The 22,294-nt window shown below is 41.5% G+C and carries 20 protein-coding genes; 7 read left to right on the plus strand and 13 right to left on the minus strand.

The window, feature by feature from the left end; all coding sequences use genetic code 11:
- The 7 genes from V7O61_RS10380 to V7O61_RS10410 all read left to right on the plus strand — a co-directional run bounded on the left by V7O61_RS10380 (position 1) and on the right by V7O61_RS10410 (position 8,106).
- Positions 1-159, plus strand: coding sequence for a hypothetical protein (locus V7O61_RS10380; protein WP_023846073.1), 159 nt, complete (start codon positions 1-3; stop codon positions 157-159).
- A 112-nt stretch (positions 160-271) separates the two neighbouring features.
- On the plus strand, positions 272-688 hold the full coding sequence (locus V7O61_RS10385) for a hypothetical protein (RefSeq protein WP_023846072.1): 417 nt from the start codon (positions 272-274) through the stop codon (positions 686-688).
- Between the two features lie 34 nt (positions 689-722).
- Positions 723-1,592, plus strand: coding sequence for a metallophosphoesterase (locus tag V7O61_RS10390; protein WP_407281868.1), 870 nt, complete (start codon positions 723-725; stop codon positions 1,590-1,592).
- Positions 1,589-4,420 carry a DEAD/DEAH box helicase gene (locus tag V7O61_RS10395; RefSeq protein WP_407281867.1) on the plus strand — a complete coding sequence of 944 codons (2,832 nt, stop codon included), beginning with the start codon at positions 1,589-1,591 and terminating at the stop codon, positions 4,418-4,420. Before V7O61_RS10390 ends, V7O61_RS10395 begins: the two co-directional genes overlap by 4 nt.
- A 103-nt stretch (positions 4,421-4,523) precedes the next feature.
- Entirely contained in the window at positions 4,524-4,709 is a 186-nt protein-coding gene (locus tag V7O61_RS10400; protein ID WP_023846069.1) for an MM0924 family protein, read from the plus strand.
- Between the two features lie 226 nt (positions 4,710-4,935).
- Positions 4,936-5,946, plus strand: coding sequence for a methylcobamide:CoM methyltransferase MtaA (gene mtaA, locus V7O61_RS10405; RefSeq protein WP_023846068.1), 1,011 nt, complete (start codon positions 4,936-4,938; stop codon positions 5,944-5,946).
- Between the two features lie 228 nt (positions 5,947-6,174).
- Positions 6,175-8,106 (plus strand): hydantoinase/oxoprolinase family protein, encoded by a 1,932-nt coding sequence (locus tag V7O61_RS10410; protein ID WP_023846067.1) that lies wholly within the window; start codon positions 6,175-6,177, stop codon positions 8,104-8,106.
- A gap of 173 nt (positions 8,107-8,279) precedes the next feature.
- Here V7O61_RS10410 and mtaB read toward each other — a convergent pair whose 3' ends face one another.
- From mtaB to V7O61_RS10475, 13 genes are all read right to left on the minus strand, one after another.
- Complete coding sequence (gene mtaB / locus V7O61_RS10415; RefSeq protein WP_023846066.1) at positions 8,280-9,665, minus strand: methanol--corrinoid protein co-methyltransferase MtaB; 1,386 nt, start codon at positions 9,663-9,665, stop codon at positions 8,280-8,282.
- A 15-nt stretch (positions 9,666-9,680) separates the two neighbouring features.
- The gene (gene mtaC, locus V7O61_RS10420) at positions 9,681-10,442 is read right to left on the minus strand and encodes a methanol--corrinoid protein MtaC (RefSeq protein ID WP_023846065.1); all 762 of its coding nucleotides are present in this window, start codon (positions 10,440-10,442) and stop codon (positions 9,681-9,683) included.
- 859 nt (positions 10,443-11,301) lie between these two features.
- Positions 11,302-12,435, minus strand: a complete 1,134-nt coding sequence (locus V7O61_RS10425) for a GTP-binding protein (RefSeq protein ID WP_023846063.1) — start codon at positions 12,433-12,435, stop codon at positions 11,302-11,304.
- A gap of 39 nt (positions 12,436-12,474) precedes the next feature.
- Positions 12,475-14,094: a methylamine methyltransferase corrinoid protein reductive activase gene (locus V7O61_RS10430; protein ID WP_023846062.1), complete on the minus strand. Its 1,620-nt coding sequence runs from the start codon at positions 14,092-14,094 to the stop codon at positions 12,475-12,477.
- Positions 14,095-14,361: 267 nt separating this feature from the next.
- Positions 14,362-14,634, minus strand: coding sequence for a hypothetical protein (locus tag V7O61_RS10435; protein ID WP_407281865.1), 273 nt, complete (start codon positions 14,632-14,634; stop codon positions 14,362-14,364).
- Positions 14,631-15,140 (minus strand): hypothetical protein, encoded by a 510-nt coding sequence (locus tag V7O61_RS10440; protein ID WP_407281864.1) that lies wholly within the window; start codon positions 15,138-15,140, stop codon positions 14,631-14,633. The genes V7O61_RS10435 and V7O61_RS10440 overlap by 4 nt, the downstream gene beginning before the upstream one ends.
- The gene (gene feoB / locus V7O61_RS10445) at positions 15,130-17,127 is read right to left on the minus strand and encodes a ferrous iron transport protein B (protein WP_407281863.1); all 1,998 of its coding nucleotides are present in this window, start codon (positions 17,125-17,127) and stop codon (positions 15,130-15,132) included. The genes V7O61_RS10440 and feoB overlap by 11 nt, the downstream gene beginning before the upstream one ends.
- 85 nt (positions 17,128-17,212) lie before the next feature.
- The gene (locus tag V7O61_RS10450) at positions 17,213-17,455 is read right to left on the minus strand and encodes a FeoA family protein (RefSeq protein ID WP_048135435.1); all 243 of its coding nucleotides are present in this window, start codon (positions 17,453-17,455) and stop codon (positions 17,213-17,215) included.
- Positions 17,456-17,650: 195 nt separating this feature from the next.
- The gene (locus V7O61_RS10455) at positions 17,651-18,139 is read right to left on the minus strand and encodes a metal-dependent transcriptional regulator (RefSeq protein ID WP_048135433.1); all 489 of its coding nucleotides are present in this window, start codon (positions 18,137-18,139) and stop codon (positions 17,651-17,653) included.
- Between the two features lie 174 nt (positions 18,140-18,313).
- Complete coding sequence (locus V7O61_RS10460; protein WP_407281862.1) at positions 18,314-19,465, minus strand: pyridoxal phosphate-dependent aminotransferase; 1,152 nt, start codon at positions 19,463-19,465, stop codon at positions 18,314-18,316.
- A gap of 108 nt (positions 19,466-19,573) precedes the next feature.
- On the minus strand, positions 19,574-20,287 hold the full coding sequence (locus V7O61_RS10465) for a UPF0280 family protein (RefSeq protein WP_407283403.1): 714 nt from the start codon (positions 20,285-20,287) through the stop codon (positions 19,574-19,576).
- A gap of 37 nt (positions 20,288-20,324) precedes the next feature.
- Positions 20,325-20,717 carry a 4Fe-4S binding protein gene (locus tag V7O61_RS10470; RefSeq protein ID WP_023846054.1) on the minus strand — a complete coding sequence of 131 codons (393 nt, stop codon included), beginning with the start codon at positions 20,715-20,717 and terminating at the stop codon, positions 20,325-20,327.
- 2 nt (positions 20,718-20,719) lie between these two features.
- The gene (locus V7O61_RS10475) at positions 20,720-22,222 is read right to left on the minus strand and encodes a homocysteine biosynthesis protein (RefSeq protein WP_407281861.1); all 1,503 of its coding nucleotides are present in this window, start codon (positions 22,220-22,222) and stop codon (positions 20,720-20,722) included.
- Positions 22,223-22,294 lie beyond the last annotated feature (72 nt).

Below are 22,294 nucleotides of genomic sequence, written 5' to 3' on the forward strand. Positions count from 1 at the left end.
ATGAAGAAAGATGACGAGTTCTCCGATGAGTATCGGGAGCAGCTCCGGATTCTCTATGAAGAAAACAAGGAAACCATACATTACATGGCTAAATCCGGCACTCTCCGCAGAAAAACCGAAGCTCTTGAGCTTCTGAATATCCTTGGAATCGAACCTTGAAATCACTATATAAATAGTGAAAATTGAATATCAAAAAACGTCAAAACAATAATTCCATCAGCAACTCCCAGGCTGCATAATATAATAATAGATAAATGTCATATTATCTTTAATGAGTGCCATATTTGAAAAGATAATTCCAAAGCAGCGGAAAATGTCAACCAGAATTGGAGGACTGCTGATAATAGTAGGAGAAACTATGTTTCTTTTTTCCCTGCTCAACTTCCTGATGATCACAAGGTTGCAGTATTACAGTTCAGGTGACAGCTTCATGAGGGTTCTCTTTCCTCACTACCTGCTGTTCCTTGCAGCACTTTTTGTTGTGGCGTTTATAGGCATGTGGCTAACCTATGTGTATGTGTTCCCCAGTAAACAGCGCTTTTCTCAGGAGCAGGCGATAAAAGACGACAGAAGTCCCATGTACAATAAGATCCTCGACCTTGAGGATGACATTGATGAACTGAAAAAAGTTGTCTTTGATATGTCAGAGAAAATCGACCGCATGAATCAAAAGGACAATATCCAGTGATAACATCTAGTTTGAGATTTTAAAACCCGGAAAAATGACCATCCAGATAGATCCTATTATTGATGAACCTGCACTTGTGGTAAGCAGCGAAACAAAGTCACTTGTAGTTGCCGATATCCACCTTGGAATCGAATGGGATCTTTACAGAAGCGGATTTTCAATCCCAAGTCGTATGAAATACGGTCTTGAAAGGATGATGGGTTATATCAGTCAGGTTTCTCCTGACAGAATAATTTTGCTTGGAGATGTGAAACACAATGTTCCACAAATTTCATGGCAGGAGAGAGATGAGATTCCACATTTCCTTTCGGTCCTTTCTGACCATGCAGATGTGGAAATATTCCCCGGAAACCACGACGGAGGCATCGAGTACTTGCTGCCTGAAAGGGAGAACATAACAGTACATCCTGCAAGAGGAGCTATTATTGAAGAAGTGGGTTATTTTCACGGGCATACATGGCCTGACCCTGAAATGCTAAAAGCACAGTACATTATTACCGCACACAATCACCCAACTATCCGCCTTACCGATTCACTTGGGTATGCTATGGTAGAACAAAGCTGGATAAGAACTCGTCTGAATCTCCCTGTACTTCAGGAACATTTCAACAGTCTTGAACTTGAAAATGATAGTGATAACTGGAACGACCCTGAGATGATAATTGTACCTTCATTCAATGAACTTTGTGGAGGTGTTGCTTTTAATGAATCACTACATGACGATCTTCTCGGACCATTATTTTCATCACGAGGTGTTGACATCGATAATGCACAGGCATATCTGCTTGATGGGACTCAACTTGGAAAACTAAAAAACATAAGAAAGCTCGAGGAAAGTAAGGTTCGGCCAAGAATGAAACGTAAAGCTGGAAAGAAAGGAGAACAGAAAAGGAGCAGAAAATGAGTTTTGGTAACATCTTCGATTCATTTGATCCGAGAATTCAGGGTGCTCTGGAAAAACAGGGATTTAAGGCTCCAACCGAACCACAGGAGAGAGTATTCCCATACATCTTAAATGGAAATCACACATTCCTGATTGCTCCCACAGGTTCAGGAAAGACAGAATCTGCAGTTCTTCCCATATTCCATGCAATTCTTGCTAAAACCCAGGAGCAGAGAGTCGGAATATCAGCACTTTATATCACACCCTTGAGGGCACTTAACCGCGATATGCTTTCCCGAATACAATGGTGGGGAAAGGAACTTGGTATTGATGTGCAGGTCAGGCATGGTGATACTTCCCAGTATGAAAGACAAAAACAGTCACGCAAACCGCCTGATTTTTTGATTACAACACCTGAGACTTTGCAGGCAATGTTCACCGGGTCACGCCTTAGGAAAAACCTGTCATACGTTACTCATGTTGTCGTGGATGAGATACATGAAATGGCATCTTCAAAGAGAGGAACTCAACTTTCAGTTGGCCTTGAAAGACTTGTGGAACTTTCAGGAGAGTTCCAGAGAATAGGGCTTTCAGCCACTGTTGGTAATCCTGAAGAAGTGGCAAAGTTCCTTGCTGGTTCACAAAGAGAGGTTTCTATTATTTCCGTATCCCTGCTCAAACTTCTTGATTTCAGTGTGGTTTGCCCGCAGGTTACGGATGATGACATAACGCTCTCAAAAAAACTGGCATGCGATGTTAATTTTGCAGCACATATACGATGCGTAAGGGACATTGTTCTGGAAAATGTATCCACACTTGTATTTGTAAACACCAGACAGAGTGCCGAAGCACTTGCTGCCGGATTCAATATGCTGGAACTGCCAATTGGAGTCCATCACGGTTCACTGTCCGTTGATTCACGTATCGAGGCAGAGGAATCATTCAAAAACGGAGACCTACAGGGACTTATTTGTACTTCATCAATGGAGCTTGGAATTGATATTGGTAACGTGGACCATGTTGTACAGTATGGTTCTCCGAGACAGGTTTCAAGACTCCTGCAACGTGTCGGACGTGCAGGACACAGGATACATGAGGTTTCCAGAGGTACTATCATTGCCATGGATGCCGATGATGTGGCTGAGAGCATGGCAATTTGCAAACTTGCGACTGAAGGAAAGGTTGAATCCATTTCTCCTCACATGAATTCACTTGATGTTGTGGCAAATCAGCTTGCAGGAATTGTTCTTGATTTCGGAGATATCGGAATTGAGAAAATATACAGTATTCTGAAGCGAGCATATCCTTTCAGGAATCTTCGAATTGAAGTTCTCAGGAAAGTAATAGCCCAGATCAAAGATTACCGTATGGTATGGCAGGAGGAAGGATCTGATAATATCAGCCGCCGTAGAAAAAGCTGGCAATATTATTATGATAATCTCTCCATGATTCCGGATGAGAAAAAATACGAGATTTATGATATTGTCACCGGCAGACCGGTCGGAGTTCTGGACGAAGCTTTCGTTATTAACTTTGCTACACCTGGTGCGGTTTTCATCACAAAAGGTGACATGTGGCGTGTCATTGAAATGATAAGCGACCGCAACCGGATAAAAGTAGAACCTGTTAGAGGCATGGGAGAAATACCAAGCTGGACCGGGGAAGAAATTCCTGTTCCTTTTGAGGTTGCACAGGAAGTTGCAAACATACGCTCTGTTATTGCAGGTATGATTATTGAAGAAAAGGAAGACAATGAAATTGCCTCTGAGCTGGCTGCTTTGTATCCGATTGATCCAGAAAGCCTTACAGAACTGCTTTCAATACTCAGGGAACATGTTGAAGGAGGATATCCGCTTCCAGACAAAAATTTGTTTGTTATTGAGAATGACGGCGATGCAGTGCTGATAAACACATGCATTGGACACAATGCCAACGAAACACTTGCAAAAGTGCTGACATCACTTCTTGCAGCAAGATATGGAAGCAGTGTGGCTCAGGAAATAGATCCTTACAGGATAAAAATGACATTGCCACGCAGGATAAGAGCTAAGGAAATAGAGACTCTGTTGCAGGGTATTCAGCCGGAACATATTGAACCTATTATAGAGATGACCCTGAAGAACACTTCGCTGATGAAGTGGAAAATGGTACATGTTGCCAGAAAATTCGGTGCTTTGAGCAAGGATATTGATTATGACAGGATAAGCATGAAGAAGTTGCTTGAAATTTATCGTGATACTGCAATGTATGATGAAGTTATCAGGGAAATATTCCATGATATGCTGGATGTCAAAAGGGTCACGGAAATACTTACGAGAATGGCTGAAGGCGAGATCCGGCTTGTGGTAAGCAGGTCAACACCAATCGGCAGTTCGGGATTCTCCATGAAACGTGATCTTGTGGCTCCTGAAAAAGCTGACAGGTCCATTGTTATGGCTTTGAAGGAACGTATTATGAATGACAGAGTGATCCTTTTCTGCGTTCATTGTAAGAAATGGACATCAAGAAGGCAGGTGAAAAATGTACCTGATGAGATTATATGTCCTGTTTGTGATTCCGGGATGGTGGCAGCACTCAAGCCATGGGAAGATGAGGAAATCAAACTTGTGAGAAAGCAGGATAAGGTAACTGCAAAAGAGGATATTAAACGTATACGCAGGGTTTACAGGAATGCTAATATCGTTATGACCCATGGAAAGATGGCAGTTATAGCACTTGCAAGTAGAGGTGTTGGTCCTGAGATGGCAACCCGTGTTATACAGAAAATGAGGCATGATGAGGAAGCATTCTATCGCGATATACTGGTTGCCGAAAGGAATTATGCTAAAAACAAGAGATTCTGGAGCTGAATTGCTTTTACGTGTAAGGTAGCTAGTATAGACAATCTTAATATAAATACAGTACAAATTTAATATGGTTGAAGATTAATGATCTTAAGCCGGGAGGAATATAATGCAATCTTTTATCGTAGAGCACTATTTACAAAAGAAGATCGACATTTACTGTGGTGGTCCTGACAGGTTTTATGGAGTTGTTGAAGCATGCGCAGATGGTGTACTGACCATCAAGGATGAAAACAAATACACACATATTGCTATTGATAAGATAATTGCCATATGGAGCGATGAGAAGAAATAAGCAGATTTAATTCTGAATGGCAGTTTTATTAGAGTTTTTCTTTTCTTATTTTTAATAAATCTGTTGTATTTCGATGACATTTGTTTACTAAATTTCTTATTTGTTAATGGTTATTAATTCGAATTATTTTTCATTTTCTGCATCCCCTGCTTTAATCCAATAGTTTTATATCTGATGTAACGCAAATCAAGGTGACTAAAATCTACTCAACAGAGAAGGATTCATTATGAACATGAAAGAAAGATTACTCAAAGCATTAAAAGGTGAAGAAGTAGACAAAGTACCTGTGTGCACAGTAACACAGTCCGCTATTGTTGAGCTCATGGACCAGACAGGTGCAGCATGGCCAGAGGCACACACCGACGCACAGAAGATGGCAGACCTTGCAGTCGCATCATACGAAGTATGTGGTCTTGAAGGTGTAAGAGCTCCATACTGTCTTACAGTACTTGCAGAAGCAATGGGCTGTGAAATTAACATGGGTACAAAGAACAGACAGCCTTCAGTCACAGGTCACCCATACCCAAAGGGTGTTGAAGACCTTGCTATGCCAGAGGATCTCCTTAGCATAGGCAGAATTCCTGCTGTAATGGAAGCAATGAAGATCATCAGAGAGAAGGTAGGAGACGACGTACCAATCATCGCAGGTATGGAAGGTCCAGTTACCCTCGCATCTGACCTTGCAAGTGTAAAGAAGTTCATGAAATGGTCCATCAAAAAGCCAGAAGACTTCGAAAAGATCCTCGACTTCGCATGTGAGGCATGTACTGCATACGCAAACGCACTCTTCGACGCAGGAGTAGACGTAATCAGTGTACCAGACCCAGTAGCATCCCCAGACCTTATGGCTCCTGACACATTCGACAAGATGCTCAAGCCAGTTCTCCAGAAATTTGCTGACGGTGTAAAGGGACCAATGATTCTCCACGTTTGTGGTGACGTATCCCCAATCATCGAAATGATGGCAGACTGCCACTTCGAGTCCATCAGTATCGAAGAGAAGGTAAAGGACCTTGCAGGCGCAAAGGCAAAGGTAGGAGACAAGGTCACTATCTGCGGTAACGTATCCAGTCCTTTCGTACTTCTTGCAGGCGACGAAGCAGCTGTCAAGGAAGCAGCAAAGACCGCTCTTGACAACGGAATCGATGTCCTCGCACCAGGCTGTGGAATTGCACCTGACACACCAGTTGCAAACCTTAAGGCAATGGTCGAAGCAAGAGACGAATACTACGCATAAATTCTTTAACAAAGCATGCCATAGTTTACTATGGTCATGCACTATTCTTTTTTTGCATAATTTAAACTGATTTTGCGTTCATTGCTTTCGTTTTTAGTCTTCGGCGTTAACATAACTCTTTAATATAACCTGAGCACATCTTTTATTGATCAAAGGTTATTTGCACATTTCATACGTCTTTTCAAATTTAACTTTGGTTCCTTTGCATTGTAAAACAGGAGATATATTATGCACTATAGTCTAGGAATTGATGCTGGTGGCACGTATACTGATGCGATTCTTGTAAGAGATTCAGATGGAACGGTAGTAGGTTCAGGGAAAGCACTTACAACATACCCGGATCTTGTTGAAGGAATAAAAAATGCCATTGATACCCTCGATTCTGAATATGTAAAAAAAGTAAATCTGGTGTCAGTTTCAACAACTCTTGCTACCAATACAGTACTTGAAGGTACAGGAAGTCCTGTTGCTCTTATTCTTGTGGGCGAACATCCTGTAAAAGGAGATTTTCCTGCAAAACATGTGCTTTCAATCTCCGGAGGGCATAGTTACAATGGAGAAGAAATTCAAAAACCAGATATCGCTGCAGTAAAAGAGTTTGCTGAAAAGTATAAGGATGATGTTTCAGCTTTTGCTGTATCTTCATTTTTCAGCATAAGAAATCCGGAACATGAACTTGAAATTACCGATGTTCTACACAAAATTACAGGACTGCCTGTGGTCTGCGGTCATGAACTCTCACAGGATCTTGGAGCATATGAACGTGCTGTTACAGCATCCCTTAATGCGCAACTTCTTCCAATATCCCATAAATTTATCCTTTCTGTAATAGACGAAATAAAAAGAAGAGAAATAGATGCACGTCTATTAATGTTGAAATGTGACGGAACAGTTGTTGGTTTAAAAGATGCGCTGGAAAAACCAGTTGAAACGATATTCTCAGGTCCCGCTGCAAGTCTTGTGGGAGCTTCCTTCCTTTCTGGATTTGACACATGTGCAGTTGTAGATGTTGGTGGAACCAGTACTGATGTATCTGCCATTAAAGACGGTATTCCTGAACTTTCAGACACGGGTGCAGTCGTAGGAGGATGGAAAACCCGTGTCCGTGCAACCAGGATGGAGACATCTGCCATGGGTGGCGACAGTCATGTCTGGACACGCAACAAAGTAATCCATATCGGACCACGAAGAGTAATTCCTCTCTGCCTTGCATCATCTAAATTTCCGGGATTTCTGGATAAACTTAAAAGAAATCTTATTCCTAAGAGAAGTACTCTTGACAGAAATATCCAGCCTACAAAGTTTTTCATGAGATCCGGTTTTGAACCTAAAGGACTTGAAGATTCTGAAGCTGAAGTCCTCAAAGCTATTGCTAATGAACCAATGAGTCTGGATGAAATTGCTGCAATTTCAACTCGCTATCCTTCTACTGTTATACTGGACTCACTTATACAGAAAAGGCTAATTCAGGCTATTGGATTTACACCATCGGACGCACTTCATGTTTTAGGAGAGTACAACTCATGGGATACAAAAGCATCAGTAATTGGGGCTGAAAAACTTGGAAAACTGAATAAAATGACTGACGTTGAATTCAGCACAAAAGTAAAGGAAATAGTTGCAAAGAACATGGCTTTCAACCTGATGACTTACATCTTGCCTGATATAGAGATAAATGGCATTAAGAAAATTGTTGATGGAAAATTCAATGCCAGATTTAAAGTGGACATTCCGGTTGTTCTTCTTGGTGGTCCCGTTGTAGCGTATAAAGAAATTATGGAAGGCATAATTGATGCGGAAATTGCTGTCCCTGAACATGCCCAGGTTGGCAATGCTGCCGGAGCTCTGTTTGGGAAAGGAATCCGAAGGATAGAACTTATCGTAAGACCGGTATCAATCAACGATCTTGATGCAGGGTATTATGTATTCTCTCCTGAAGGAAGAAATAGTTTTTCAGATTATCGTGAAGCTGTGGAATATGCGGAAATGCATGGAAAGAATATGGTTGTTGAATACATGGGAGAATGCGGAGTCAGCAGAGACAACCTTGATATAAACATGACAAAAAAAACATTTTCTCCAGAGGACTGGAAACATGATCCTGTTGAAACAGTGATACAGATAACGGGCATAGGTTATCCCAAGAGATTCATAAAATAACCCATTTATTTTTTATATTAAATTGGATTTGAGATACTAATTTCAGAATTGATTCGTACTATAACTAGTTTCAAAATTCTAAAAATAAAATATACTTAACAGTAAGTGAAACTCAAACAACTAAAAAAAGAAAAAAGGAACAAGTTCCTTAAGAACTTGTTTCGCTTTTAGACTTAGAACTTGTAGTTGTCGTCTGGTCTGAATACAGCGACTTCTGCCTTGTACTTCTCGAGGCTGTCACTCATGAAGGTGTCAGCTTCGTCAGTCATTGCGTCAAGTGCTGCCTTTGCATCGTTGAGTGCACCGATCTCGAACTTGGACATGACAAGTTTCTTGCTGTCAGCATCGTTCAGGATGTCACAGCATGAGATTGCTGCGTTCTTTGCACGGAGGTAAAGGTCGTCTCCGTCCTTTGCGATTGATTCAGCTACCTTGTATGCGTTGTCGTATGCGAGGACGTATCCCTGTGGGTCTCTGTACTTGTCAGAGAGTACGAGGATGTCACGGAGCATCTTTGCGTTTCCGGTCTCGGTTGCTACGTTGAGCATTGCTGCATCGTAGTTAAGGGACTCGGACCAGCACTGTACTGAGGTACCACCGAATTCACCGTGGTATTCTACAGACTCGTTTGACCAGAGGTCACAGCACTGCATGACAAGGTTACCCATTACATCAGCGTGTGCACAGGTTGAGGTCTTTCCTTCCTGAGCGATTGGGCATCCGGTGATTGCTTTTACGATTGTGTTCTCGTATCCACAGTCCTTTCCTGGACCCTGAGCACCTGCTTCATATCCTGCAAGTGTCCTTGGTGCGGAAATTGCTCTTGCGATGATTGCAATGGTGTGTGCAAGGTTCTTGTCAAGGAGACCACCTGCTATGAACATAGCGGTGTTTGCCTGTGAACAGTCTGTGTCACCAGCTGCAATTCTTCCCTTCTTGTCTGCGATCTTCCTGATGTCTTCCCAGATCATGGTCATGTCAATTGAACCGAGGCAGCCAATTGCATATACGAGACCAGGAATATCGTTCCTGAGGATTGCGTAGTCGAGAATTTCCTTACCGCCCATTGTTTCGATGGACAGGAAGTCTGCTCCTGCATCTGCTACAGCTTCGAATGACTCCATAAGGGTGTCATACTTTGCGCCGATAAGTGCAAGAAGGTCACGGTTCTCACGGATGTCACCAGGTGTGTGTCTGAGACCACATTTGATTCCGTATTCTTCGTGGTATTCTTCGAGGATTGTCTTCTGGACGTGAGCGATTTCTCCTCCCCAGTCTGGGTTGTTGGTCATCTGCTCGACGTGTTCTGTCTCGAGTGAGACTGCAGGGAAACCGATCTGGACTGCTCTTGCCATAATGTCGGTTGTGAGTCTGCGGTATTCAGAAACAAGTTTCTCCTTGGAGACACCAGCTTCTGGTCTTGGTGCATAGTTAACTTCTGCTGTAACGTATCCAGCACCTACTTCTAATCCGAGCTCTGCTTTTACTGGGTAGACTGACTTACCGAAGATCATGTCGTCAGCTGCTTTGTATGCAAGTGATGTGTATCTTTTTACCATTTCTGTCACCTCTGTTTAGTGTTTGTGGAACTGCTCCTTAAGCTGTGCAAGACCCTTTCCTGAAAGGATTGCGTCTGCCATCTTTGGTGCGTCTGCTGCCTCTTCACCATAGATTCCGAGCTCGTACTGTGTTACGAAGTCCTGGTTTACTGCTCCGCCACCGCACTGGAATGGTATCTTGATACCGGACTCGAGGAGTCTGTCGTTGACTTCCTTGAATGCGTACATGGTTGTGGTCATCAATGCTGTACCGGTAAGCATCATTGGGCTTTCCTTCTTTACAGCTGCGATAACTTCGTCGACTGGTACATCACGGCCAAGGTCAACTACTTCGTAACCAGCTGCTCTGAGGAGTGCTGCTACAATTGACTTACCGATGTCGTGTACGTCACCTTCTGCTACGTGGCAAACAACCTTTCCTTTTGGTTTTGGTGCTGCGCCACCCTGTTCCTTACAGAATTCGATACCTTCAAGCATTGCATCTGCTGACATCATTACGTTTGGCAGGAAGATGACACCCTGGTCGTATAAGTCTGTGACGATCTTCATTCCTACCATAAGCACGTCGTCGATGAGTGCTACTGGATCTGCTCCGCCCTCGATTGCCTTCTCAAGACCTTCGATTACGTCGTCTTCTTCTCCATCAAAGATTGCTGCACAAATTGTCTTTCCAGGCTCTGCGCTTGGATACATCTCAGCTGCCATCTCTTCAGGTGTCTGTGCTTTTTCTTTAGCAACATTGTACCTAACTAATATTTTGCTTGGGTCTACATCCATCTAATTCTACCTCCTTAGATCTAGATTGACTTCCTGCTGCAACGCTGGCATACATTCAAACGAATTATGCTTTTGTAAACAGCAGATGGATATCTGTTGACATATGACATTTTTACATTCAGCAAAAGTCTCCACAACCATTTGCTAATATGTTTTAGTCATTTGTTAACTTCATCTTTCCACATAACCACGTATTCTAGATAGCTATATAAACCTAGCGGTTTCGGACATTTATAATAATAAAACAATATCAAAACAAAGCATAATTTTACACAGTACCACTAGATTTCATTTTTTATGACTAATGCATCACAAAGTGCCTGATTATATTTAGAATGTAAACCGAGTTTTTTATGATTTTATTTACATTAATATAAAAGTAAATAAGAGAGTGACAGTTAACTTTAAATAGGACCGCACATTTTTTCCAATTTTGCAGACATAACTAAAGTTTCCTTGTCGAAATTGAATTTGTTAATCATCTAAATATAAAAAAGTAAAAAACTATTTTATTTAATATGTGTGCCTTTTTGCCCAATAAATTTTAGTTGCATAAATAATTATTTTAGACAATTAATTCAATATAGATTTTTGTTACTAATTGTTAACCGTTCGATTTAAGTATCGTCAAAAGTCGAAGTGTACAAAGACTCGATATAGAAATATTAGAACAGTTCACAAAAATGCATGTAATGCGTTATACTTATATATTACATATTTTAGGACAGAGGTCCTACGAAAGAAACAAAGAAAATGAAGAACACAAAACACAGATTCAAAATGAAATGGTAACAACAAAACTGAATATACTCCTAAAAAAGATAGCAGCAAAGATAATTGCTGCAATAATCACTCATAATCAATTGTTATTGACTAAATCTATTGGTTTGATATGCCCATGATCATGATCATGATCATGAGGCTTGTTGTGCTTGAAAACTATATTCTGGTCGCCCAGTTTTTCAGAAATAGTATCATTTACTATATTCACAAGCTTGTCACGGTCAATACTTGAAACTGCCGAGAGAACCTTTAGTCTTGGCACTTGCCCGGTCTCCGTATCAATGACTTCCATGGTAATATCCTGATCATATGCCGTAAGATTAGTCTTTACAGTATTAGAACCGGATTCAATGAAGAGCTTAATGTGCCCCACAAATTCAGGACTGAGCTCTATAACCTTAGATTTTAGAGCTGTCATAATATCCCTGGCTGTTGCCTGTGCGACATCTGTGGCAATGCGACCATCCAGTACAAACTCAGTAGCATAACTGGCTATACCTGAAGCCTCAATGGAATCCATTGTCTGCTCTACAGGCTTCCCTGTTGCCTCATCAATGACCTCAGTATCCGCACTTGTGGTCTTTAACTCATGATGACCATGCTGACTGGGAGCATCGCCCATTGCAAGTTCGACAAATTCAAACCAGTGTTCATCTTCCCGGGAGGATGAAAGGAGGAGCACTTTTGCCTTTGGATTTAATTGCTGCACAGAGGCTTCAAGAATAGGCAAACGTATATCGTCAACAAGATCGATCTTATTAATACATAAGATTTCAGCATCAATTATCTGACGCATTGCAAAATTCTTTGCTTCCTTCATCAGTTGCTTAAACCTGCTACCATCAATCAGTGTTACAAGAGGTTGAACTGTGGTATTCTTCAGGTCCATCAGATCTATTTCATTCTTGATTATCTGTGGGAATGCAATTCCTGTTGGCTCTATTAATATGACATCAGGCTGGTAATCCCTGTTAAGAATGGTCAAAGTTGTTTTCATATTAACTTTAAGAGAACAGCAAATGCAACCACTTGTAAGCTCAGTCATATCAAGACCATATTTGGAAATGACATCACCATCAAGACCTACTTCACCAATTTCATTGACAATAACTGCAACCTTCTGGCCGGCTTCACTAAATTCTTTTCCTAAACGAATAATGGTGGATGTTTTTCCACTACCTAAAAATCCACCAACAACGAGTATTTTCATAAATTATTCCTTCTAAAAATTGAAAGAAGAGAAAGCAAATTAAGCATTCTCCATTACAACCAGATTCTCCCACCTGAATGTTTCCTTGGGGCAGGCATTAATGCATCTCTTACAGTTTGCACCATCACATAGATCTGAACTGATCATGACAACGCCTTCATCATCAATGGTGATCGCGTCATTTGGACAAACTTTGATACATTTTGGACATTCTGGACAGTCGACCTTCATTGTAAGATATGTACCGACCTGTTCAATGACCTGAAGTCCTTCCGGACCGAGTACTGGGATATCTTTTTCAACAACCTTGGTGACAGTTGTTTCTTTCTCAGGAAGGTCAATCTTTGGAAGTCCCTTCTTCTTGAGGAATTTCTTAAGCATCTTGAATGGCATTCCTTCTGTCCAGTATGATATCTCCTGGATGTATGCTTCCTTAAATGCCGGATCTGTTGCAAACATTACGTGATTGCTGACAATCTTTGCTGCAATGTCCTGGAGTTCCCAGAGCCTGTCCTCTGAAAGAAGGATTTCCCTTGCAACAATAAGTGAAGTGTTACCTATCTGGATAACTTCGTCAACATCAAATGGAACCATACCGACCTGGTGTGCCTTGACAGCGTCCATGTAAGTACCTGCAGCACCGGACATGTATGCCTTCTTGACATCAGAAACCTCAACACCTGCTGCATTACAGAGTGCAAGGTGACCTGCACGGATAGCACCGATTGCAAGACCCGCTGCTTCGACATCGCTCTCAAAGAACTTGATTTTGTCCTGGAGATAGAGGATGTGGTCCGGTGTGTTGATCTTTGGAAGTGTGATAATTCCATCCTTCATTCCTGCTTCAATTATTGCAATAACACCTGTTCCGGTAATTCCCTTTGCCTTAATGGAATCCTCTTCAATGATATCCCCATTGTTAGGGTTGATCAACTGTGCCTTGACAGTATTCATTTCGTCGTCAAGTACATAGTTACGCATGTTTTTACCTTCAAATTCAACATCCGAAATTACAAATGGAGATGCAAGGTTACCGTATTTGATCTGCTGACCTTCAAGAGCAGGACCTGCTGCGGCGGAGCCTGTATAGATGGTACCTTCATGGATAAGAGCCATTTCAGCATTTGTTCCGTAGTCTGTTGCAATTGCAGTTTCCTTTGTATCAAGGAATCCTGATTTGATAATAAGTGCAAGAGCATCGGCACCAACTTCATGCCTGATTGCAGGTGGAACAACAAGCTGTGCGTTTGGATATACATCCAGCCCCTTGATTTCTGAACAATCAATGATCCTGGCACTTCTGTCTGATTCCTGAATGTTCAGTCTTTCCTTCTTCCTTTCTCCTGCATATGCAAGGTCATCGATTGGGATTCCCTGGAAAATTGAAAGCTGTATAGGGTTTCCACAAATGGACATTCTTTCAAGTTCTTCCGGTTTAACTCCCAATGTCTCTATAACATGCTTTACAGCATTGACGTGCAGACCCTGAGCAAGATCAAGACCATAAGTGATGGCAAAGTCCAGGTGGTCCATAACGTTTGCCCCAGGGAGCGGGTTACGGAGAGTTATAACTGTCTTCTGGATATCACCAGTGTCAAGATCTATTTTCTGTGCTCTGATACCACTGGTACCTATGTCTATTGCAACTCCAAGTTTCATTTGAATCCCTTTTAATTCCTTTTTAAATTTAATAACGTAGTATCTGTGTCCGAACTTAAAAATATATGTTGCGGTATTTTTTGTGTCTGTTTGGCATTATTTAAACTGATTGAAGTACATCTTAAAACCGCTGAGATTTAACAGTACCGTAGAATATCCATACATGAAAATAAAACCACATGAATAATAGTGATGATTGAAATATTCAGGTTTTGCATTTCCACAAACACAAAAAATAATAAAATATGACCTATAGATGCTGTTTTATTAGTTACGGCAGATCCGCTTGCCTTTATCAGTCAACTGATATGCCTTTGAGCCTGAAATATCATCATTATCAGAACAGGAAGATGCCGCAGTGCATGAACAGCATGCAGAAGACTTTGGAATGGAATTATTACATATCTCCCGTACATACCCCATATGTTGCAGCATGAGAAGCCGGTCCCTTATGTCATTCTGTTTAACGCCTAATTTGTCCGCAGCTTCCTGGAGAGTGCAATTGTCTATGAACAGCACCTTCAGCGTTTCCTTAATCATTTTAAATCCACCCTGATATTAGTTCCCGGAACTGGTTCAAAAATATCCTTCCATTTAATATATGCAAAAAGCGGCAGAATTGCAAGATATATACCAGGCCTCATATCGCTGAGAGGCGTCCATCCTTCAAATTCCTCATTCATAAGAAGATGAGTCTCAAGCAAATTACCCGTGCACACAAGCAAATATATGAACGCAAATATGAGGGCAAGAAGAATTCCCACATAAGCATAGGATATACCTTCATAGACTCCTGAACGCATTTCCAGTACACCGTAGATAAAGACAGTTCCAATAAGTAACAGAACAAAAGAGCCAATAATATCCGCCGGCACAAAAAGAACGTTGCTAAGTGGAATTGAAAATTCAGAACCAAGTATTATCTTACCGGTTCCAGCTGCCAGCTGCAGCAGTCCCATTATAATATAAAGTGAACCGCAGATAACTGAAAAAATCATCGGAACTTTTGTATCCGGCTTTTCTTCCATTACTGAATTAATATCCAAGCAGAACACCTCCCTGATATATTACAAATGCAGTGATCCATGCAACAATAATTCCGTAAAAAATTGCAAATATAGTCCATTTCCATGAACCGGTCTCTTTTCTGATAACCCCTACAGTTGCCACACATGGCATATACAACAAACTGAAAGCCATAAGACTGAGGGAATTCAAAGCAGTTAAACCGGAATCTGCAAGTAATCTGTCACTAAGCACATCTGAATTGTCACCGGCTCCGTAAAGAACACCCATTGAAGCAACAACTATTTCCTTGGCAACAAGTCCGAATATTAATGCAACTGAAATTTTCCAGTCAAAACCAAGGGGCTTAAGAATGGGTTCTACTGCATGACCGAGTGAGCCTACATAACTATCCTCACTTCCATATTGCACGCCCCATGGAAACGATGCAAGTGCCCAGATTACCACAACACCTACTAGTATAATAGTACCGGCTTTCTTGATGTACATGAACCCATTGTCCCACATGTGTATAAGACTTGTTTTCAAAGTCGGGACTCTGTAAGGGGGAAGCTCCATGATAAATGGCGCAGGTTTGCCTTTAACAACTGTTGCCCTGAGTAACTTGGCAGATATTATGGCAATAATAATCCCCAGTACATACATACCAAATATCACAGTGCCTGCCTGCCTGCCAAAGAAAGTTCCTGCAAACAATACATATATAGGAAGTCTGGCTCCGCATGAAACAAATGGCACTACTAATATAGTGATAAGTCTGTCCTTTTCATCCTCTATGCTCCTTGCAGCCATTATAGCAGGCACGTTACATCCGAATCCCATAAGCATCGGGATGAATGACTTGCCATGCATGCCTATCTTATACATCAGCTTGTCCATAATAAACGCTGCTCTGGCAAGATAACCGCTTCCTTCCAGAAGTGATAGCAGGAAGAACAATATGAAGATATTTGGCACAAATACAAGTACAGCACCCACACCACCGATGATACCGTCACCTACAAGGGATGCGAGCCATGCAGGTTGAAGACTTGATGACACATAATCTGCAAACCATGTTGATGCAATGTCAATCATATCCATAAAAGGGGTTGCAAAGGCAAATGTCAGCTCAAATGCACCCCACATAAGTGCTAAAAATATTGGAATACCAAGGTACTTGTTGGTAAGCACCCTGTCAATCATATCAGATTTTGTAAGTTTGTCGTTGGCACGGGTACACATCTGAGGAAAGACAGTATTGATTGCAAGATAGCGCTTATCAGCGATTTCAGCTTCATATTCCTCCTGATCAATGGAATCGATTATCTGCATTACCCGATCATAAACAGGACTTTGTGAGATCTTCCCAGCAACATTACTATCTCCCTCAAGAAGGCGTATGCTTAACCATCTGAGTGGATATCTGATGTCTCGCGTTTCATCCTCAGCAAGTACTTTCTCTATCTCAAGGATTTTGTCCTCAATCTCATTTCCATATCCTATTTCGTGACCATGATGTTGCTGGATCTCTTTTTGTTCAATAACCTTATCCAGAAGATCGCAGATACCTTTTTTCTGGCTGGCAACAGTCCTTATCACAGGAGTTGCAAGAAGCTCTTCCATCTTATCTATATAGATACGGTCGCCTCTTTCCTCTGCAATATCACACATATTGAGTACAATGAGAATTTCAGAACCAAGCTCCATGAGCTGGGTTGTAAGATAGAGATTCCTTTCTAGATTGGATGCATCCACTACCTGAATGACAATATCCGGTTTCTCCTCAATGATAAAATCACGGGCAACTATCTCATCCATTGAATAAGCAGTAAGGCTGTAAGTGCCCGGCAGGTCTATGACTTCGATGTCATAATCTTTGTACGAGACCCTGCCACTCTTTTTTTCCACGGTGACACCAGGCCAGTTACCCACATGCTGCCTGGAACCTGTCAGCGCATTAAATAGCGTAGTCTTACCTACATTAGGGTTTCCTGTTAATGCTATCTTTATTTTCCTGCCTTCCATGAAATATCCCCAGGAACTGTTATACTATAAGTTACAATATACAATAATGACACAAAACATCTAAAAGGTTTGGAAAATAGCCAGTTCAGAGCTTGGTAATGAATATCTGTTTTGCTTCTTCTTTACGGATAGACAGGTGGTAACCTTTTATATTATAATCCATGGGATCTCCAAGAGGAGCATTCCTGACAAGTTCAATCTCAGTTCCTGCAACCATTCCCATATCCATGAGTTTTCGCCTTGCAGTGCCTTTGACCCTTACCTTTGTTATACTGGCTTTCTCTCCGGGTTTTAGCGTATCCAGTGTGGTCTCCTGATCTTCGTTCAAGTCATTACCTGTCCTTTTTAATGGTAGCTCTAACCTGTTTTTTGTATATAGCAATTTCGCATTACCTAAATTGTTTCAGTATACAAAAAACAAAAGATATTCACATTTATAATAACAACCATTAGAACACTACAGAGAAATATAATAAAAAAAGAAAATGATAAAAGAATTTCAATAGCAAATTACCGGAATTTATCACTTGTCATGAGTTTTACCATGAATGGGGCAGGTATCTTTTGCAGATGGACTGCAATCAATGTACTTGCCTGTTTCACAATAATAGTTGAAATGGTCCAGCCAGTATGGCCATTCATCCTTCATATTCATAAACTCTACGAACTTGGTGAGCGTTTCAAATGTTTCCGGTGCCAGTACATGCTCTATCTTACAGGCATCCTGATCTGCAATTTCCTTATCCAGACCCAAAATGAGTAAAAAGTCTTTAATGACACCGTGCTTCTCCATGGTGCATTTTGCTATTTTTTCACCTTCAGAAGTAAGTGTGACACCACCGTATTTCTCATAATTGATGTAACCCATCTTGGTAAGCTTCTTGAACATTCCGGTGACACTCGGAGAACTAATATCAAGTTCCCTTGAAACATCCTTGACCTGTGCATAGCCTTTTCTTTCAATTATCTTCTCGATGACCTTCAGATAATCTTCAGTTCTCTCAGTTGTCATTTCAAAACTACCCATGGATTTTGTAAACAGGTTGCCCTTCAATCTAATAATTGTAGGTTATAATTTTGTATACTACAGGTAGTATTTTAAGTTTACCAATTAAACCTACAAAAAATAGTTAATATAAAAATAAGTACCGGATAAAAAAGGATAGAAATACAGAACGATGCTGTATTAACATCGTTCTTTATTCAGGTATTTTTCAAGCCTGTCCATACCTTCCTTTATGTTCCCGAGGCTGTTAGCATAGGAAAAACGTAAATGTCCTTCGCCACCCTGACCAAAATCAATACCAGGAGTAACGGCAACCCCAATATCCTCAAGTATCTGCCTGCTAAGTGCAAGTGAATCCTCACTGAACTTACGAGCATCTGCAAGAACATAATAAGCGCCTTTGGGCTCGACCTTTATATCAAAACCAATCCCCCTGAGCCTCTTAATAAGATAAAGACGTCTCTCGTTGTATGTCTTTACCATCTCCAGCGTCTGCTCCTGCGGACCTTCTAGAGCGGCAACACCTGCATGCTGGACAAATGCATTTGTGGAAATGAAAAGGTTCTGCTGCACTTTCTGCAAGGTTCTGACATACTGCTTCGGTGAAATCAGATAGCCAAGCCGCCAGCCGGTCATGGCATACAACTTGGAAAAACCATTAAGAACAAAGGCATTATCAGTATACTCTAATATAGTATGATCCTCACCTTCATAGACAAGTCCCTGATAAATTTCATCAGATATAACTGGGACATCGCCTGCAACCTTTGCAATCCTCTGCAGAGTTTCTGCGGGCAGCACCTGTCCAGTAGGATTAGATGGGGAATTGATAAGAATCGCTTTTGTTTTAGGATTGATATGTGTGGCAAGCTCGTCCGGCTGTAACATGAAACCATTGTCCTCATTAGTGTAAATGAAATCAGGCACTCCACCAGCAGTTGTTACAAAATTCGGATAACATGCATAATGCGGATTTGACATTATAATCTCATCACCCTGATCAATAAGTGCAAGGAAAAGCAAGAGCATCGCAGGACTTGTACCTGAAGTTACAATTATCTGCCCGGGATCAATATCCACATCAAACCTGTCTTTATAGTTCTTTGCAATAGCCTGCCGCAGTTCTATAAGCCCCTGGCTGTGTGTGTATCTTGTATTACCTGCGCACATTGCAGCCTTTGCAGCATCACAGATATGCGAAGCTGTTGGAAAATCAGGTTCACCTATCTCAAGGTGGATTATGCTTCTTCCCTCTTCTTCAAGCTGTTGTGCCCTTTCCAGTACCTCCATTACGTAAAATGGAGGAATGTTTGCGACTTTTTCAGATAACATGTTACTCATCGTCCGCGCAAGCTATGTGCGCATTACAGAAAATAAACAGATTCAGGATTGGAACAGAACAATAAAAGATTTTTGTTTCAAAAGCTTGCACAGAATGCCTCAGCCTTTGGTGATGCATTCATATTTTACATCAGCCCTCTGGATATCAGGCACATCTCCCCAGAAACCCATGAACTCACCCTGAATAACAATTGCTCCTTTTATTCCTTCGACATTCTTTACAACATCAAATGAATCTTCAACTGCATCCCTCCCGACATCAGTAGCATTTCCAAGAGCAGTTGCCGCAGCATCTGCAAGGGATACGTCATCTGAAAATACAACCGCAGCATCCGCCATTCCGAAACTTATGGAAGGACCAACACTACCGGAAGATGTGCATACACCTGTGATTAAGTCTCTTGCTTCCATTACAAAACCAAGATTCTTTAGAGCGGAATTACCTGCATAAATACCCATAAGTACAGGCCGATCGTTGATAATAGCAATGTCACCGCCGTTATCCACAATAGCAAACTTAGCCCCGGCATCAACCATAGCTTCCACCGCAATGGCAGATATCGTGCCTGCCACGGCACTCATTGGTCCGATACCCATGGCATTTCCTGCGTTTATCAGCCTGCTGACAACTTCAGGAAAATCACCATTGTGGTCATAAGGCTCAAGAGTACTCTGGAAAAAAGGGTCATATGCAATAAATGATTCAAGTTCCCTGCGATTTTTCCTTATTGATTCACGGGCAACTTCAATATATACTTCTGAGTCTGCCTGAATTGTAACAATGGTCTCCTTCAGCCTGAAATACTCTTTCATAACAATGCATCCGGTAAAAGAATAAAAAAAGAATGTATCACTTGTTATTGCCAAGTGATAAAGCGTTGTGGGGACACATATCTACGCATGTTCCACACTGGATGCATTTTTTATCATCTACAACCAGACTGAAATCTTCTGCAAGAGAGAAAACCTTTGTCGGACAGACAGAAACACATGCACTGCACTCAACGCACTCATCCTCATCCCATTTGATAGGTATATCCAGCTTTATGACCATTGCACCTTTATTTGTCAGTGCCTTACACATTTCATCAAACCTATCCGATTCAACATCCGCAACGACTTCGCCGTGGGAACGGTCAAAATGTGCCTGGGAGATGTTCAGCAGTACACCAGTTTCCAGTATAGCTTCCGCCATTATTGGTTTTGTGAGTATATCACTTGAAATATTGATCTTGATCTTCAAATCTATGACCTCCTGGCATACAATTTGCTGATATCGTCACTTGTAATCATACCTATGACATGTCCGTCTTTATTAATTACAGGCATTGCGGAAACCTCATTCAGATCGAGCCGCCTTGCAACTACCGCCACCTGTTCATCCACATTTGCAGTTATGACCTTGCGGGTCATTATATCTTCCACAAGATCGAATTTGTTGAGAGAAACCGCCTTTGCGATATCCCATGCAGTAATAATTCCTGCCAGAGTCCTGTCATCATTCAGCACAGGGAGATGGTTAAATGAAGTATCCTGTATAATCTTTGCCGCATCATAGACACTGGCATCCTTGTTTATGGTCACCACATTTACAGCCATAATATCGGAAACAATAGCAATACCTTCTGTCTGCTTCATTGGTTTTGCAGATATGTGTTTTGGAAGCCGCTCAACAGGTATTGATACGAAAAACTCCCCTTTTGCTATCCAGTCTTTAAGTTCATTTGCAATTATCCTGGATTTCTTGAAACTTGAAAGCGAAGATGTCGGAACTTCCTTTCCATTGATATCTACAAAGCCACTGCGAAGTTCCTCATAGGTCACATCCCGTATTGCCGGCCTGTCCCTGCTTGGGATACCATAATCCAGAATTTTGGTAGTTACACCCGCATCACTCACCGCAGTTGCCTGGGCTATCTGCTCATTCAGTATTGGAATTGGAACACCCATTCCAACGTAAAGTGAAGTACCGTAACCGGTGAAATTTGCAGCCCTGATATAATCGGTACTCATTTTCTTAAGGTCACCCTGAACCATTAGCGTACCAAAACCTCCGCCGGATGAATGCTGGGTTCCTTCTCCGACTATGTAACCCTGGGCACCTCCGAGGAATATTCTTGTGCCGGTACCGATGGTCATGTAATCCGGATCATTTGATAATGGTGAAAGAACACCGGCACCTGAGTAAGTGACGTTTCCAAATGAAGGGAGTAAGGATCCCATATAAGTGTGAATTGTGCTCCGGGTACTGTTTGTCGCAGCATTATATTTCTGATATGCATTACGAGGGTTCATCATGATGGCCTGGTTCATATCATCAAGGGAAAGTGTGGTATCAAGAACCTTTCTGGGATAACAGTCCGTTCCATGGGACATTGAATGAAGATGCACGGACTTACCGCTTATCAGGTCTTCAATTACATGGGCGCCACCGTAATCCATGCCAAGTGTTTCAGAGATCTGTGTTGCACCGATAAAAGCGTCAACTGCCGCAACACCAGTATACGCCTCCACGTCATTGAGGAAGACCTTTTGCATCTTGATAGGTGGTTCTGAGTGACCGAAGTTCAGCCAGACACCCGATGAACACATAGCACCAAATGTCCCGGTAGTTACAACATCAACTTCCTTTGCAGCCCCTTCTGCACCAAGTTCACCTACAATGTGAACCATTTCCTCGGCAGTGACCACATTGACACTTCCATCTCTGATCTTGCTATTGATCTCGTGAATTGTTTTCTTAACCATGCCATATACCTCTAAAGCATAACAGTAATTTTTTGATACCTATATATTACTTATGGTAATTAGTAATCATAG

The organism is Methanolobus sp. WCC1, assembly GCF_045690315.1.
GTDB lineage: Archaea > Halobacteriota > Methanosarcinia > Methanosarcinales > Methanosarcinaceae > Methanolobus > Methanolobus tindarius.

Excerpts from the sequence above, each read along its gene's own strand:
- V7O61_RS10380 (WP_023846073.1), top strand. The coding sequence starts at position 1 with ATGAAGAAAGATGACGAGTTCTCCGATGAGTATCGGGAGCAGCTCCGG.
- V7O61_RS10385 (WP_023846072.1), top strand. The coding sequence starts at position 272 with ATGAGTGCCATATTTGAAAAGATAATTCCAAAGCAGCGGAAAATGTCA.
- V7O61_RS10390 (WP_407281868.1), top strand. The coding sequence starts at position 723 with ATGACCATCCAGATAGATCCTATTATTGATGAACCTGCACTTGTGGTA.
- V7O61_RS10395 (WP_407281867.1), top strand. The coding sequence starts at position 1,589 with ATGAGTTTTGGTAACATCTTCGATTCATTTGATCCGAGAATTCAGGGT.
- V7O61_RS10400 (WP_023846069.1), top strand. The coding sequence starts at position 4,524 with ATGCAATCTTTTATCGTAGAGCACTATTTACAAAAGAAGATCGACATT.
- mtaA (WP_023846068.1), top strand. The coding sequence starts at position 4,936 with ATGAACATGAAAGAAAGATTACTCAAAGCATTAAAAGGTGAAGAAGTA.
- V7O61_RS10410 (WP_023846067.1), top strand. The coding sequence starts at position 6,175 with ATGCACTATAGTCTAGGAATTGATGCTGGTGGCACGTATACTGATGCG.
- mtaB (WP_023846066.1), bottom strand. The coding sequence starts at position 9,665 with ATGGTAAAAAGATACACATCACTTGCATACAAAGCAGCTGACGACATG.
- mtaC (WP_023846065.1), bottom strand. The coding sequence starts at position 10,442 with ATGGATGTAGACCCAAGCAAAATATTAGTTAGGTACAATGTTGCTAAA.
- V7O61_RS10425 (WP_023846063.1), bottom strand. The coding sequence starts at position 12,435 with ATGAAAATACTCGTTGTTGGTGGATTTTTAGGTAGTGGAAAAACATCC.
- V7O61_RS10430 (WP_023846062.1), bottom strand. The coding sequence starts at position 14,094 with ATGAAACTTGGAGTTGCAATAGACATAGGTACCAGTGGTATCAGAGCA.
- V7O61_RS10435 (WP_407281865.1), bottom strand. The coding sequence starts at position 14,634 with ATGATTAAGGAAACGCTGAAGGTGCTGTTCATAGACAATTGCACTCTC.
- feoB (WP_407281863.1), bottom strand. The coding sequence starts at position 17,127 with ATGGAAGGCAGGAAAATAAAGATAGCATTAACAGGAAACCCTAATGTA.
- V7O61_RS10455 (WP_048135433.1), bottom strand. The coding sequence starts at position 18,139 with ATGACAACTGAGAGAACTGAAGATTATCTGAAGGTCATCGAGAAGATA.
- V7O61_RS10460 (WP_407281862.1), bottom strand. The coding sequence starts at position 19,465 with ATGTTATCTGAAAAAGTCGCAAACATTCCTCCATTTTACGTAATGGAG.
- V7O61_RS10465 (WP_407283403.1), bottom strand. The coding sequence starts at position 20,287 with ATGAAAGAGTATTTCAGGCTGAAGGAGACCATTGTTACAATTCAGGCA.
- V7O61_RS10475 (WP_407281861.1), bottom strand. The coding sequence starts at position 22,222 with ATGGTTAAGAAAACAATTCACGAGATCAATAGCAAGATCAGAGATGGA.